Origin of the sequence: Pseudanabaena sp. FACHB-2040, assembly GCF_014696715.1 — a bacterium.
Taxonomy (GTDB): Bacteria; Cyanobacteriota; Cyanobacteriia; order Phormidesmidales; family Phormidesmidaceae; genus JACVSF01.
The window spans coordinates 195015-210468 of the sequence record NZ_JACJQO010000001.1; the positions used below are offsets into that span (position 1 = coordinate 195015).

The window sequence follows — 15454 nt, forward strand, 5'->3', positions numbered from 1 at the left end:
ATTAGGGTGTAGCCGCGTGACGTCGCAGCACTGAACGAATGCGGGCTACGAGTTCGCGGGTGTTGAAAGGTTTGGTCATGTAGTCGTCGGCCCCAGCTTCCAAGCCCCGGATTTTGTCACTGTCATGGTCTTTGGCTGTCAGCATCACAATCGGCACGTTGGAGAAAGCTCGAATTCGCCAGCAGACTTCCATGCCGTCGACTTCCGGCAGCATTAGGTCGAGCAGAATAATATCTGGAACTCGCTTGTGAAATTGCTTGATTGCGCTTTGCCCGTCTTCCGCTGTAGTGACCTCAAAGCCTTCCTTTCTCAAGGTATACGTTAGGCTTTCCCGCAGGGGTGCTTCGTCATCAACCAGCAGAACATGAGGAATTTCCATAACCCTTTGCCTGATCTGAAAAGCAGTGACCGAGACTCTACTGTGGAGGCACGTTAAAGCCCGCTTGATGCAGCGTTCGCTTAGTCAATTCAGCCAGTATGGTTCAACGAGGGGGCTCGGCACCTCTCTCTAGGGAAAGAATCTTATTTCCTCATAAAAGAAATACCGCAAACGGCTCAAAAACCGCTTTCTATTGCTTTTACAAGGGCAGCACTGAGCCCTTTTCTGGGGCTGTCGCGCCACTGACCTGAGCGACGACAGCCACTAAAGTATCGGGCTCAACGGGTTTTGTAATGTATAGCAAAAATCCTGCTGCTAAAGCCTGTAGCCGATCCTCTTGTCGGCTATGAGCTGATAGTGCGATCGCAGGAATGCTCACCTGGCGCTCAGCCTCAAGCACTTTGACTTGACCAATTAGCCCATAGCCATCGGCATCCGGCAAGCTAATATCGCTAATCAAGACATCGGGGATAGACTGCTCCAAACACTGAAGCGCCTCCTTGACTGAGGCGGCTGCCATGACCTGCGCCCCCGCCCCTTCTAAAACCGTTGCAATAAAGTCTCGATTATCGTCATGATCTTCAACCAATAGCACCTGAGTATGCGCCAGGGAGGGAAGCACCCCCGGTAAATCAGTTTGGGGAGCACAAGGTCCAGCCTCAGCTGGCTGCAGAGAATTTGGCGTCAGGGCAAGGGGCAGGCGAACGGTGAAGGTTGAGCCTTGCCCCTCGCCCTGGCTATCGGCACAGATCTTGCCACCATGCAGTTCGACTAGGTGATATGCGATCGCAAGTCCCAGTCCCAATCCCCCATAGACGCGAGTGGTGGTGCTATCCGCCTGACGAAAGCGATCAAACACGTGCGGCAAAAAATCAGCCGGAATGCCAATCCCCGTATCAGTAACCGTCAGCTCAGCAAACCCTTTATCTCTGACGGCTCCATCGCTAACCGCTGACAACCCTACCGTCACTCGCCCCCCTTCAGGGGTGAATTTAATGGCATTAGAGAGCAGATTCAGCATAACTTGCTGAAGCCGCTCCGGGTCGCCCAAAACTTTGCCCATTGCCGCATCGAGCTGAGTTTCAACGTGAATCGATTTGGCATCAACCAATGGCCGGATCGTCTCCAGCACAAAGCCCAGCAAAGTCGTTAAACTCACAGGGCAAATTGCCAGCCGCAGTTTACCCTGCATCAGTTTAGAAACGTCTAGCAGATCTTCGATCAGCTTGGCCTGGGAGCAGGCATTGCGATTAATCGTCTCCAAGGCCCGAGTGATCGTTTCTTCATCCAGTTCTCGGGTGAGCAGTAAGCGAGACCAGCCCAAGGTTGCATTGAGTGGCGTGCGCAGCTCGTGGGAGACCAGCATCAAAAATTCATCTTTCATGCGGTTGGCAGCTTCAGCCTGCTGCCGCGCAGCCTGTTCCCGAATCATCTGCTCATGGATAGCTTCAGCCTGCTTGCGCTCAGAAATATCCTCAATCGTGCCAACCTGACCCAACAGCTGCCCATTATCCGACAGCATCGGGGAGGTGCGCACCTGCACCCAGCGCACATCCCTATCGGGCGTACAAATGCGAAACTCGGTGGAATAGGCCCAGCCCTTGTGCATAAAGTCGAGCCAGTCTGGCAAAACGCGATCGCGATCTTCAGGATGCATAAACATGGACCAGCCCAACTTCCAGTTATCCTCTAACCGAAAGCCGCAGATCGCTTGACAGCTGGGATTGGTGTAGGTGCAGCGACCGTTTGTATCGGTGAGAAAAATGCCGATGGGAGAACAGGCACTCAGAGAGCGAAACCGTTCCTCGCTGCGTCTCAACTCATCGTTAATCAGCGTCAGCTGAGCCGCCTGACGCTGCACCTCCATCGTCTTTTTAAACAGGTCTACAAAAACGGCCACCTTAGAGGTGAGAACGGCTGGATTAATCGGCTTGAGCAGGTAGTCTACTGCCCCCAATGCATAGCCCGTAAAGGCTGACGTTTCGCCCGTACTAAAAGCAGTCAGAAAAATAATAGGCGTATGGCATGACCGCTCTCGCTGACGAATCAAGGTTGCTGTTTCAAACCCATCAATGCCCGGCATCTGCACATCCAGCAAAATTACGGCAAAGTCTTGATTCAACAAGCACCGTAGCGCTTCTTCGCCTGAGCGCGCCTTGACCAAATTTTGACCCGGCCGTTCGAGCATGGCCTCTAGGGCAGCCAGGTTTTCTGGATGATCGTCTACCAGGAGCACATTTACAGTAAAGTCTGACAGCATAGAGACATGGGAGCAGGAATGGGATTGGAGTGTGTTTTGTTGACCTAGGCAGAGGTTTAGTCTAGCCTGAGCTGAGATGGCATTAGGCTACCCTCTGGTAAAGCTTTTCAGACCCATCTAATGTTTTGTAATACGGCGCGCAGGGCGTGTTAAGCAGCGTTTCTCCTTTCCCCAGTCCTACAATGCCAAATGGGGCCAGGCTCTCGTATAGAAGCTTGTGCACCTGATTTTGGAGCTGCCGATTAAAGTAAATCAACACGTTACGACACAGAATCACGTTGAACTCATTAAATGACGTATCTGTAACCAGGTTGTGCATCGAGAAAACAATCTTTTCCTTGAGAAAAGAGCGAAAGATGACGCTGTCATAGGCCACTGTGTAATATTGCGAAAATGACTGCTTCCCTCCGGCTTTGAGATAGAGCTGCGTGTATTTCTGCATGACCTCTAGCGGGAATACGCCTGTCTTAGCTTGCCGCAATACCTGTTCATTCATATCTGTTGCGTAGATACGGCAGCGAGAATACAGCCCTTCTTCATGCAGCAAAATGGCCAGGGAATAAACTTCTTCTCCTGTTGAGCAGCCTGCATGCCAAATGCGAATGAAGGGACAGCTTTTTAGGAGCGGCACGGCCTTGGCCCGAAAAGCCCGATAAAACTCCGGATCGCGAAACATCGACGTAACGTTTACGGTTAACCCCAGAAGAAATCGCTCCATACAGTCTGGTTCATGCAGCAATCGCGCCAGCAGCTCAGAAATCGTACTGAGCCGCTCGGCCCGAACCACATTCCAAATCCGTCGTTTTAGAGAAGCCATTGCATAGTTTCGAAAGTCAAACCCGTAGTAGCGGTAGATGCCCTCCAAGAGAAGCTGAATTTCGATGTCTTCGAGTTCCTGCATGAGGGAATTGAAATTGGGAGCAGTTGGCTTGAGGCTAGGGCTGGTTTCTACAGCCCTAGCCGCTATTGGTAAAGCCAAACCCGCAGCAGCGACAGCAGCTGCTCGGTGTCTACAGGTTTGGTGATGTAGTCTGAGGCCCCCGCTTCAATACACTTCTCGCGATCGCCTTTCATCGCCTTGGCCGTTAAGGCAATAATGGGCAAATTGCTGAACTGTTCGACCTTTCGGATGTGACCAATGGTTTGATAACCGTCCATTTCGGGCATCATCACGTCCATAATGACAAGATCGACGTCCGAATTATTCTGCAGCAGGGTGATGCCATCTCGCCCATTTTCGGCGTAAACAACCTGCATTTGATGACGCTCCAACAGACTCGTCAGAGCAAAAATATTGCGAACATCGTCATCGACAATTAGAACTTTTTTCTCCGCTAGCACAGGATCGCTTTGCTGCAGATGCTCTAGCATCATCCGCTGGGGGGCAGGTAAGTTGGTCTGCATCCGGTGCAAAAACAAAGACGTTTCATCTAGCAGACGTTCGGGAGATTTAACGTCTTTGATGATGATGGTGTCTGAAATCCGGCGCAGCTCGGTTTCCTCTTCTGGCGTCAGTTCTTTGCCGGTGTAAACAATGATCGGCAGGTGCCTCAGCTGAAGTTCCTGGTGGATTCTCTCGATTAGCTCAAAGCCCGTCATGTCAGGCAGTCCGAGATCGAGCACTAGGCAGTCATAGGGTCTGGTGCGCAGAGCCTCTAGCGCTTCTGCTCCTGTACCGACAGCCGTACTAGCAACATCGGTGTTACCGATCAGCTCGGCAATACTGTGGCTTTGGGATTGGTCGTCTTCCACAATAAGCAGGTTTCTGACTGGACGCTCAATGAACTGCTTGATGTCGGTTAGGGCTTGAGAAATAGATTCACTGCTGATGGGTTTTTGCAGAAACGCCAGAGCACCCTGCTGCAGACCCCGTCTCTGACCATCTTCAATAGACATCAGGTGAACCGGAATATGGCGGGTTGACAGCTCATGCTTGAGCCGATCTAGAACCATCCAGCCATCCATCATGGGCAGGCGAATGTCGAGCATGATGGCGGAGGGTTTGAACTCTCGAGCTAAAGCCAGGCCAGCATCACCTCGGGTAGCCACGATGCCCTTAAATCCATTTTGTCGGGCCATATCTAGCAAAATGCTAGCAAAGTTGAGATCGTCCTCCACAATCAGCAGTGCATGATCACCGGGCTGCAGCGTATCGCGATCGTCTTCGATTTCCTGCTCTAGCAGCAGGGTCGAGAGGGGCTCGGAAGGTGCGGGGCTGACAGCAGGTTGCCAGCTGGTTCCGGGTAGAGCTAGAGGCTGCCGTTGCGGCTCTATAGAACCGTCTAGCCATCGCGTGTCTCCACTGCCCTGGTATGAACGCTCCATCAAACTGCGATCGCCTTCGCGACCTCGGGGATGGGGGTGGGGCAGATAGAGCGTGAACGTGCTGCCCCGGTTGAGTTCGCTGACCAGCTTAATTTCACCCTGCAGCAGACGGGTAATCTCTCGGCTAATCGATAGGCCGAGGCCAGTGCCGCCATAGCGGCGGCTGGTGGTGCCGTCTACCTGCTGGAAGGCTTCAAAGATGATCTGCTGCTTGTCAACCGGAATACCAATGCCCGTATCTGTAACGGCAAAGGTAATCACCTGCTCAGCGTTACTCAGGGCCTCGTTGTTGGGGCTCCATCCCTGAGCGGCTACACCAATATCGAGCTGCACCTGACCCTGATCCGTGAACTTAAAGGCATTTGCCAGCAGATTTTTCAGCACCTGCTGCAGCCGCTTCGAATCGGTGTACAGGGCCTTGGGTAGCCGCTCATCTAGGCGAATTGCGAAGTCTAGCTGCTTGTCTTGAGCCACTTGGTGGAAGGTACGCTCGATATGGCTGCGCAGATCTGTAAAGGTCAAAGGCTCAATCTCGACCGATAGGGTGCCTGACTCAATCTTGGCTAGATCGAGGATGTCGTTGATTAACTCCAGCAAATCCGCCCCCGAAGAATGAATCGTGCGGGCATACTCAACCTGTTTCTGAGTCAGATTACTCTCGCTGTTGTCGGAGAGCAGCCGCGCCAAAATCAGCAGACTGTTGAGCGGCGTTCGCAGCTCGTGAGACATGTTGGCCAGAAATTCTGACTTGTATTTGGAGGTGAGCGCTAGCTGCTCTGCCTTGTCTTCTAAAGAGAGACGAGCTCGCTCGATTTCCTGGTTTTTACGCTCCACTTCCCGTTTTTGCAGCACCAGTAGCTCTGCTTTTTCCTCTAGCTCCTCGTTGGTCTGCTGTAGCTGTTCTTGCTGGTTCTTGAGCAGTTCCTCCGAGGCCTTGAGCGATTGGGCCTGCTGCTCTAGCCGCTGGTTGGTCTCGGTCAGCTCTTTTTGCTGAGTTTGCAGCTCTTCTGCCAGAGATTGAGACTGCTTGAGCAGTTCCTCAGTTCGCATGCTGGCTGCAATCGTATTGAGCACGATCGCAATGCTCTCTGTTAGCTGATCGAAGAAGGTCAGGTGGATTTCACTAAAGCGATGGAAGGAGGCCAACTCAATCACCGCCGTGACCTGCCCCTCAAACAGCACGGGCAGCACAACCACATTGAGCGGGCTGGCTTCACCGAGCCCCGAGCTGATTTTGATGTAGTCTGACGGGACTTCGGTGAGCAGAATGCGCTCTTTTTCTAGGGCGCACTGGCCGACCAGCCCTTCGCCCAGGTGGAAGCGGTTGGCCAGGTGCTTGCGCTCCCGGTAGGCGTAGGTGCTGATCAGCTTGAGGTAGGAGGATTGGCTGTCACTCGCCTCCATCAGGTAAAACATGCCGTGCTGGGCAAATACCAGCGGGGCTAGCTCAGAGAGGATGAGCTTGGACACCGTTTCGAGATCGCGCTGGCCCTGCAGCATGCGGGTGAACTTAGCCAGGTTAGTCTTGAGCCAGTCTTGCTCGGTGTTCTTCTGGGTTGTTTCCCGCAGGTTGGCAATCATCTGGTTGATGTTGTCTTTGAGGGCGGCCACTTCCCCTAGGGCTTCGACTGAAATGGAGCGCGTAAGGTCACCCTTGGTTACAGCCGTGGCGACTTCTGCGATCGCACGTACCTGAGTCGTCAGGTTGGCCGCCATCGCGTTTACGTTGTCGGTCAGGTCGCGCCAGGTGCCTGCTGCGCCAGGGACTTTGGCCTGTCCGCCCAGCTTGCCTTCAATACCCACCTCGCGGGCGACCGTCGTCACCTGATCGGCGAAGGTGGCAAGCGTGCCGATCATCTCGTTGATCGTATCGGCCAGGGTTTCGATTTCGCCCTTGGCATCTAGCATTAGCTGGCGTTTTAGGTCGCCGTTGGCAACTGCCGTTACAACTTTGGCGATGCCTCGCACCTGGGCTGTGAGGTTGCCCGCCATTGAGTTCACGTTGTCGGTCAGGTCTTTCCAGACTCCGGCCACGCCCATGACGTTGGCCTGCCCGCCCAGCTTACCTTCAGTGCCCACTTCCCGAGCCACACGGGTCACCTCAGAAGCAAAGGAGCTGAGCTGGTCCACCATCGTGTTGATCGTGTTTTTCAGGTCTAGAATCTCACCTTTGACGTCAACCGTGATTTTCTTGGAGAGGTCGCCACCTGCGATCGCAGTTGCCACCTCAGCAATGTTCCTCACCTGAGCCGTGAGGTTGCCCGCCATTAGGTTCACGTTGTCGGTCAGGTCCTTCCAGGTGCCCGCTACGCCTTTTACATAGGCTTGCCCACCTAGCTTGCCTTCGGTGCCCACTTCCCGAGCCACCCGAGTCACCTCCGAGGCAAACGAGTTGAGCTGATCCACCATCGTATTGATCGTGTCTTTTAGCTCTAGGATCTCGCCTTTGACATCAACGGTGATTTTTTTAGACAGGTCGCCATTAGCGACTGCCGTAGTCACTTCGGCGATGTTCCTCACCTGGGCTGTTAGGCTGCCCGCCATGAAGTTTACAGAATCGGTTAGGTCTTTCCAGGTGCCTGCCACGCCTCGAACTTCGGCCTGCCCACCCAGCTTGCCCTCAGCCCCTACTTCTCGAGCCACCCGAGTCACCTCGGAGGCAAAGGAGTTGAGCTGGTCCACCATGGTATTGACCGTGTTCTTCAGCTCTAGGATCTCGCCCTTCACGTCAACCGTGATCTTCTTCGAGAGATCACCGTTAGCTACCGCCGTAGTCACTTCGGCAATATTTCGCACCTGCCCCGTCAGGTTACCTGCCATCGAGTTCACGGAATCAGTCAAATCCTTCCAGGTGCCTGCCACACCTCGGACATCGGCCTGCACGCCCAGCTTGCCTTCAGTGCCCACCTCACGGGCGACCCGAGTCACCTCCGAGGCAAACGAGCTGAGCTGATCGACCATCGTGTTGATCGTGTCTTTTAGCTCTAAAATCTCGCCCTTGACATCAACCGTGATTTTCTTGGACAGGTCGCCGTTAGCTACAGCCGTAGTCACCTCAGCGATGTTCCTCACCTGGGCGGTCAGGTTACCCGCCATTGAGTTCACAGAATCGGTCAGGTCTTTCCAAGTACCCGCCACACCTCGAACTTCGGCCTGCACGCCTAGCTTGCCTTCGGTGCCCACCTCGCGAGCCACCCGGGTCACCTCGGAGGCAAAGGAGTTGAGCTGGTCCACCATGATGTTGATAGTGTTTTTCAGCTCTAAAATCTCGCCTCTAACATCAACCGTGATTTTCTTGGACAAATCACCGTTAGCTACCGCCGTAGTCACTTCAGCGATGTTCCTTACCTGGGCTGTCAGGTTGCCCGCCATCGAGTTCACGGAATCGGTCAAGTCTTTCCAGGTGCCCGCCACGCCTCGCACATCGGCCTGCACTCCCAGCTTGCCTTCTGAGCCTACCTCACGAGCTACGCGGGTCACCTCAGAAGCAAACGAGCTAAGCTGGTCCACCATCGTATTGATCGTGTCTTTTAGCTCTAAAATCTCGCCCTTGACATCAACCGTGATCTTCTTAGACAAATCGCCGTTAGCTACCGCAGTAGTCACCTCAGCGATGTTCCTTACCTGGGCCGTCAGGTTGCCCGCCATGAAGTTCACAGAGTCAGTCAGATCCTTCCAAGTGCCTGCTACCCCCGGCACCTGAGCCTGGCCGCCCAACTTACCTTCGGCCCCTACTTCTCGGGCTACCCGAGTCACCTCTGAGGCAAACGAGTTGAGCTGATCCACCATGATGTTGATGGTGTTTTTCAGCTCTAGGATCTCGCCTTTCACATTCACTGTAATTTTCTTCGAGAGGTCGCCGGTTGCGATCGCAGTTGCTACCTCAGCGATGTTCCTCACCTGTCCCGTCAGGTTGCCTGCCATCAGGTTCACGTTGTCGGTCAGGTCTTTCCAGGTGCCTGCTACGCCTGGCACTTCGGCCTGTACTCCGAGCTTACCTTCGGTGCCTACTTCGCGGGCCACCCGAGTTACCTCCGAGGCAAAGGAGTTGAGCTGGTCCACCATCGTGTTGATCGTGTCTTTTAGCTCTAAGATCTCGCCTTTGACATCGACGGTGATCTTTTTAGACAGGTCGCCATTAGCTACCGCAGTAGTCACTTCAGCAATGTTCCTCACCTGGGCTGTCAAGCTGCCCGCCATGAAGTTCACAGAATCGGTCAGGTCTTTCCAAGTGCCTGCCACGCCTCGGACTTGGGCTTGTCCGCCCAGCTTGCCCTCAGCCCCCACTTCTCGGGCGACCCGAGTCACCTCGGAGGCAAAGGAGTTGAGCTGGTCCACCATTGTGTTGACCGTGTTTTTCAGCTCTAAGATCTCGCCTTTGACATCGACGGTGATCTTCTTAGACAGGTCGCCATTAGCCACTGCCGTGGTCACTTCAGCGATGTTCCTCACCTGGGCCGTCAGGTTGCCTGCCATCGAGTTCACGGAGTCGGTCAGGTCTTTCCAGGTGCCCGCCACGCCCCGGACTTCGGCCTGCACGCCCAGCTTACCTTCGGTGCCTACCTCGCGAGCTACGCGGGTCACCTCAGAGGCAAAGGAGTTGAGCTGATCCACCATGATGTTGATGGTGTTTTTCAGCTCTAAAATCTCACCTTTAACATTCACCGTGATTTTCTTAGACAGATCGCCATTGGCAACTGCCGTGGTCACTTCGGCGATGTTCCTCACCTGGGCTGTCAGGTTGCCCGCCATCAGGTTGACAGAATCGGTCAGGTCTTTCCACGTGCCTGCAACCCCTGGCACCTCGGCCTGCACGCCTAGCTTGCCTTCGGTGCCTACCTCGCGGGCCACGCGAGTCACTTCTGAGGCAAAGGAGTTGAGCTGCTCCACCATCGTATTGACGATATGGGCCGTTTGCAGAAACTCTCCCTGCAGCGGCCTGCTCTCGATTTCGGTCGCAATTGTTTGAGACAAGTCGCCATTAGCCACCGCTCGAATCACGCGGGCCGTTTCTGCTGTTGGCTGCACCAAGTCTGTGATGAGCGCGTTCACAGATTTAAAGCAGGCATGCCAGGAGCCTTTGGCACCGCTCAGCGAGGCCCGTTCGTTCAGCTTGCCCTCTTTGCCCACAACCGTACTAACGCGCTCTAGCTCTGCTGCGGTGCGCTCGTTGATCTCAATGATGTCGTTGAGCGTGTCCGCGATTTTTCCGGCAATGCCTGTTTGGTCAATTGGCATCCGAGCTGAAAAATTGCCTTTCTTGACCTCTGAAAGCACATGTAAGAGTTGTTTAAGATCGAGAGAATCGGCATCACTCGCGACTCGTGCAGTTGGCATTGCTTAATCCTCTGAAAACGAGTTCAGTGCTAGACGGAGCGTTACAAAACATAATCTCTGCCGGGCAAACGAGGCAGAGGCAATTCAAGCCATTATTCTGCAGTACGGCAGCCTGCAACTTCTATCTATCGATAGAGGCCAAGTTAAACTTACATGCGGTACTAAACAGGTTTTACTTCCCACTTTTGGTTGAAGGAGATTGGATTAACGTCCGCCTTAAACCCTGATTAAAACGGTTTTGAAACCAGTTTTCAGCTCGTTCGGCCCAATTTGAAAATTTACGTAGAGGCATTCCTTGCAAAATAACGCAGAAGAAATCAAAAAGCTGTTGGGGATTGACTTAGGCAGCTTAACCAACGCAGTGGTTCAGGCTGTGGTTCGGGCAGAGCAAACCCAGTCGAAGGAAGACGCCCTCTTAATTCGAGACGAGCTGCACCGCTTACCAGACTACCTGATGACGGAAGTTTTAAATGACGTAATTATTGGGCTGGTGAAAGTTGATCCAAATTTGTGCCGCTGGTTTATTTTAGACGTCTTTTTACAGGATGCCGAGCCTGAAGGAAGGGCTGATGTCGCAGAACGAATCAACTTACTGCTGGCAGATTTACAGTCTTCCTGATTGGACCAGCGGCAGAGTTGAACTCTATGAGTATTGGAGCACCGCTACTGCTCGCTAGATTGGAGAAATCCCTTAACTCCGCACGAAGTTCAGCGGATCTTGGTCGCGGCGATGCCGAACGGGAATAGGAGCGCCCTGACGATCACCCACTAACGCAGCGGTTTTTTCTAAGGCGTCTCTTAGCCGCTTGGCTGCGTAGATCGACATATCGCGGGGCACGTTGATGCGATCGCACAAATACCTCAAAGCTGTATCCGATCCAGACGGCGGCGGGCACACCTGGCCGGTCATCATGTGAGTGAGGGCACAGCGCAGCGCCTGATCAAACAGATCGTCATCGGCAGGGTTGACCTTAACAATGTTGTCGCGGTGCCGAATCACGCGGTGAAGGGCTTCCATGCGAGAGGTTTCCGGCTCAGGGTAGGTCACATCGGGCAGACCGAACCAGGGGCCTCTATCTACCCGCTGCTTGTTGAGCAGCATTTGAGGCTCGCCGTTTTCGTAGCAGCCTCCCATCTGGGGCGGTAAGTCGTGAACGTGAGTGTGGAAGTCGCTTTGGGTGCCGCAATAGGTGGAGCGGCTCTCCATGCCATCAAACCAGGCCGCCATGCGGGGGTTCTCCTCTCGCAGAGAATAGCCTTTGTAGTAGTAAAGGCTGGCATTCATGCGTTCGACATAGGGCGTGAAGACGACATCGGCAGTGCTAAACTCCTCCAAGAAATAAGGGCCGGGCGTGCGGCCCAGGGCTTCTTCAACCTTGGCCATAACCGCTGTAAACTGCTCTCGGCTGCGCTGTTCCTCACTCGCAGAGCGGGCCGGATAGCAAAGCCAAGTACACCAAGCTCTAAACAACAGCCGCTCTAGCTGCCGCAACGGCACGACCTTAGGATCGCCCATGCCCCAAGTTAAGGGGCCAAAGACCTGCTCCAGGGCGATCAAAATGTCATCGCTTTCGGTAATCAGGCGACCGTCTAACTCTAGGGCGGGCAGCATTCCCGAAGGCACCTTGCGCTTGTACCAGCTCTCTTTCTGCCCGTAGCAGAACATGGTGACTTTTTCGATGCGGTAGGGAATCTGCTTTTCCTCCAGCCACAGCCAAATTTTTTGGCAGTAGGGGCACCAGGCATGGTTGTCGCGGTACAGCGTCACCCGCACATCAGATTCGGACTGGCCAAAGAGACGCAGCCGGGCCTGAGCATTGGTTGGCCCATTGACGGTATCGAGCTGAAAATGGTCGAGAGCTTCAAGCTCTGACCAGCTTAGGGGCGCAAGGGTGGTGGAGGCGGATGTCATGGTTAGCTCAGAATTACCGGCAAGGCATATCCAAAAATCGTAAACCATTGGCACCCCCATTGCCCCAAGGTGACCTTACTCCGGTCACTTACAGCCAGCCTCTACGGAGGTGGTAGTTGCGATCGCAACAGCAGCAAGATTTTGAAGCGATTAAAAACAATCTCTATGCGGCAGGAGTTTCTACAGTAAAGGCCGCAAAAGCTCAAGAGGAGATGTTTACCACCACGTTAGAAGCGCTGTCAGAAGCCTACGAGGGTATGGGTGTAAACCAAATTGAGGCGGGCGAGGAGCCAATGACTGACGTGTCGCCTCTTGTAGAGAACCTGTTAGCCCAGCGGCAGGCTGCTCTAGCCAAACAGGATTATGACGCCTACGTAGCGGCAGAGGAGAAGCTGCAGCGGCTAGACGAGTTGGCTGTGGTGCGCCTGGAGCGTCAGGTGAGGCTGTTGGTGGCGCAGCAGCAGCTATCCTCAGTCGAGCAGCAGCCAAAACCTGGAGGCGAGCAGCCAAAATCTGGGGGCAAGCAGCCGTGGACAGAGGCGACTCTGAAAGCGAAGTACAAAACATTAGAGCAAGTGCGGCAGGCATTTGGCATTAGCGCCCGCACCTGGAAAGAGGCTGTCAAACAAATCAGCAGCGCTACAGAGCGCTAGCCGGGGGTGCGTTTCTGTTAAAGCTGTTTGAGAAATAGCAGAGCTTACTCAAAACCCCCAAATCTTCTCTAAAAAGGGAAATTCGGGGGATCTTTACTAAGTAAGCGCGCTGAAAAGAACTTCTCAAACGGCCTTGGAAGATCGCTCAAGAAATAACTTGCGACACCAGCTCCATCAGAGAGGTGAACAGTTCTTCCAGCCAGGTGCAGCCCCAGCGGGTGCAAAATTCTGTGGTTGCAAGCAGTAGCAAAACATTCATAGCTAGCTCTCTAAGACATCTAGCTACGGATACTTCAGTTACCCCGCTTAGTCCGGCAGAGCCCGGTGAAGATCCAATGAAGCCTTAGCCCTTTTAATCATGAAGCACGAAAGGCTTCTCTCTGTTCCAGTTGGGCAGCAATCACACTGGCGTTTGCTGGTGAAGAACCAGCTGCCAGGTTCCCTCACGCCTTACATACGTGCTGTTGATGAGAGCTACGTATGGATCGCCCCCTTCGCGTTGGGCCGTGACTTTATAAACGACTGCGCTGGCATTCTCCGAAAACGAAATCACCTGCGACTCTTCTATCTGAAACGATTGCCAGGGTTGAGCGGCTAGAGCTGCCAAAATCTTCTCCTTGCCATCTAGGCGCATGCCGCCTGGGAAAAGCATAACTGCATCGTCACGGAGAACAGAACTATAGAACCTTTTGCCTGCCTCTCCTGCTGATGAAAGGGCTTGCCATCCCTGTTCTTCGAGGGCAATTAGATCTTGCGTCATGGTCATTGTTTTACCTCCCTACGGAGCCCTCGAGAGCAGCCGGGCTTTTAGGTATTCGCACCCTCACAATAACCTATGCAATCTGCCGCAGTCGGTCTGCTACCCAGTCTGCCGCCTCAAGCGGCAATAAATGTCCGACCCCTTGGGTAGCTATCAAATTGGCACCGGGAATGATGCCCAGAACATCGCTTTGAATCGTTTCAAAGGAAATCACCGGATCATCTTTGGAGGCAAAGACGGTTACCGGCACACGGAGCTGCGGCAGCTGATCTACCAGGGAATGATTCATGCCCTCTAGTAGCCACCAGCGCCAAGCCGTTTCGCTTACGGCCATGTGGGTTTTAATTGCCAGAGCCTGCTGGTCTTTGTTCAAGGGCTGATGGGTAGCGTTTGCAACCGTTGTTTTTGCATTGTCTTGGCTGGGATGGTTGCTGAGTAGCCGCTCCTTTTCCTCATCGGGCATAGGCTCTTGTGAGGGCGGTGAGGGCGCAATTAGAACAACGTGCTGAGGGGGGCGATCGCTGCTTATGGCAACCTGCAGTGCAATCTTGCCTCCCATTGAGTGCCCTACTAATGTGTAGTCCTCAATATTGAGACGAGCTACCTCCTCAGATACGGCATTGGCGTACCCCTTTAAAGAGGGCGGCTCAAGCGCGGGTGCCCCACCAAACCCTGGCAAGTTGATAGCCACACAGCGATAGTCCTGCATCTGGGCAGCGACCCATTGCCAACTCATTGCAGCACCGCCAAAATAGTGCAAAAACACAAGAGTTTGATTGCCGCCGCCCCACTCAAGGGTGGGCGCAGCGGTGTCTGCAATCGCCATAAATATCTCCGGTGTAGGACAGGTTTTAGTGGTGTACGGTTGCAACTGAGCCGCCATCAACGCGGTAGTTGGAGCCGACAACAAAGCTCGACTGTTCGGAGCAGAGGAAGGCAATGACGGATGCAACTTCTTGCGCTTTACCTCGCCGCTTGAGGACGAGATGGGGACGATTTTCCTCTAAGAAGCTATCGATTGCTTCATCAAAGCCAACCCCTAGCTTTTGCGATCGCTTATTCATCATCTTGTCTGTCATCGGGGTTGCAATGAATGCCGGGGAGACAGAATTGACGAGTATGTTGTCCTGAGCGTAGGCTTTAGATAGGTTTTTGGCAAAGTTGAGAATGGCAGCTTTTGCAGCACAGTACGGCATTTCTTCTACATAAGGCTGCACAGCGTCTTCTGAACCGATTAAAACAATGCGGCCCCAACCAGCTTGCTGCATGGCTGGAATGAATGCCCGACAGACTCGCACAGCGGCCATGAAGTCTACTTCAAGGGACTCGTACCAGTCGTCGTCGCTCAGCTCTAAAAATTCTTTTTGGGCACCCGTGATGCCTGCGGCATGTACCAGAATGTGAACGGAGCCAAACTGGTCAAGAATGTGCTGTTTCGCAGCTTCAACCTCTTCTAACTTCGTTAGATCTGCCTGGACTGAAATCGCTTCCCCAACTTTTCTAATCTCCTCGACAGCCTGATCGAGCTTTTCTGATGTCTGGTCGAGCAGGGCAATTTTGACGCCTTCAGCAGCTAACAGTTTGGCTGTCGCCTGACCGATACCTGAATCTCCTCCCGTGATAACTGCAACCTTGCCTTTGATTCCAAAATCCATGATTTCCTCAAGTAGTTAGTGCTGTGTGGGCTGAAGCTGTAGAGATAGCCACTGAAGCTCGCCCAAACAAGCCCACTCAAGCCCTAAGGCTCGTGAGTGCTTTTGTTTAGTTTTGTTAACTACCTTAAAAGGATGCTAGCCTGAGCCGCTCTATCAAAAGTAAGACAACAGGC

At 53.6% G+C, this 15454-nt stretch carries 10 protein-coding genes; 2 read left to right on the top strand and 8 right to left on the bottom strand.

What is annotated here, in order from left to right; translation table 11 throughout:
* Position 1 precedes the first annotated feature (1 nt).
* From H6G13_RS00860 to H6G13_RS00875, 4 genes are all read right to left on the bottom strand, one after another.
* Entirely contained in the window at positions 2–373 is a 372-nt protein-coding gene (locus H6G13_RS00860; RefSeq protein WP_190481441.1) for a response regulator, read from the bottom strand.
* A gap of 205 nt (positions 374–578) precedes the next feature.
* A complete protein-coding gene (locus H6G13_RS00865; RefSeq protein ID WP_190481191.1) occupies positions 579–2639 on the bottom strand; it encodes a response regulator in 2061 nt (686 codons plus the stop codon).
* A gap of 82 nt (positions 2640–2721) precedes the next feature.
* Positions 2722–3540, bottom strand: a complete 819-nt coding sequence (locus H6G13_RS00870) for a protein-glutamate O-methyltransferase CheR (RefSeq protein WP_190481442.1) — start codon at positions 3538–3540, stop codon at positions 2722–2724.
* Positions 3541–3602: 62 nt separating this feature from the next.
* Positions 3603–10301 carry a HAMP domain-containing protein gene (locus H6G13_RS00875; protein ID WP_190481193.1) on the bottom strand — a complete coding sequence of 2233 codons (6699 nt, stop codon included), beginning with the start codon at positions 10299–10301 and terminating at the stop codon, positions 3603–3605.
* Between the two features lie 295 nt (positions 10302–10596).
* Between H6G13_RS00875 and H6G13_RS00880 the strand changes: the two genes are divergently transcribed.
* Positions 10597–10920: a hypothetical protein gene (locus H6G13_RS00880; protein ID WP_190481195.1), complete on the top strand. Its 324-nt coding sequence runs from the start codon at positions 10597–10599 to the stop codon at positions 10918–10920.
* Positions 10921–10992: 72 nt separating this feature from the next.
* On the opposite strand, the gene H6G13_RS00885 is transcribed toward H6G13_RS00880, so the two are convergent.
* A complete protein-coding gene (locus H6G13_RS00885; RefSeq protein WP_190481197.1) occupies positions 10993–12213 on the bottom strand; it encodes a glutathione S-transferase family protein in 1221 nt (406 codons plus the stop codon).
* A gap of 116 nt (positions 12214–12329) precedes the next feature.
* On the opposite strand from H6G13_RS00885, the gene H6G13_RS00890 reads away from it, so the two are divergent.
* Positions 12330–12866 (top strand): hypothetical protein, encoded by a 537-nt coding sequence (locus tag H6G13_RS00890; RefSeq protein WP_190481200.1) that lies wholly within the window; start codon positions 12330–12332, stop codon positions 12864–12866.
* 400 nt (positions 12867–13266) lie between these two features.
* Here the strand turns inward: H6G13_RS00890 and H6G13_RS00895 are convergent, their stop codons facing one another.
* The 3 genes from H6G13_RS00895 to H6G13_RS00905 all read right to left on the bottom strand — a co-directional run bounded on the left by H6G13_RS00895 (position 13267) and on the right by H6G13_RS00905 (position 15281).
* On the bottom strand, positions 13267–13632 hold the full coding sequence (locus tag H6G13_RS00895) for a nuclear transport factor 2 family protein (RefSeq protein WP_190481202.1): 366 nt from the start codon (positions 13630–13632) through the stop codon (positions 13267–13269).
* A 67-nt stretch (positions 13633–13699) separates the two neighbouring features.
* Positions 13700–14452 (bottom strand): alpha/beta hydrolase, encoded by a 753-nt coding sequence (locus tag H6G13_RS00900; protein ID WP_190481204.1) that lies wholly within the window; start codon positions 14450–14452, stop codon positions 13700–13702.
* A 25-nt stretch (positions 14453–14477) separates the two neighbouring features.
* Entirely contained in the window at positions 14478–15281 is an 804-nt protein-coding gene (locus tag H6G13_RS00905) for an SDR family oxidoreductase (RefSeq protein ID WP_190481205.1), read from the bottom strand.
* Positions 15282–15454: the final 173 nt, after the last annotated feature.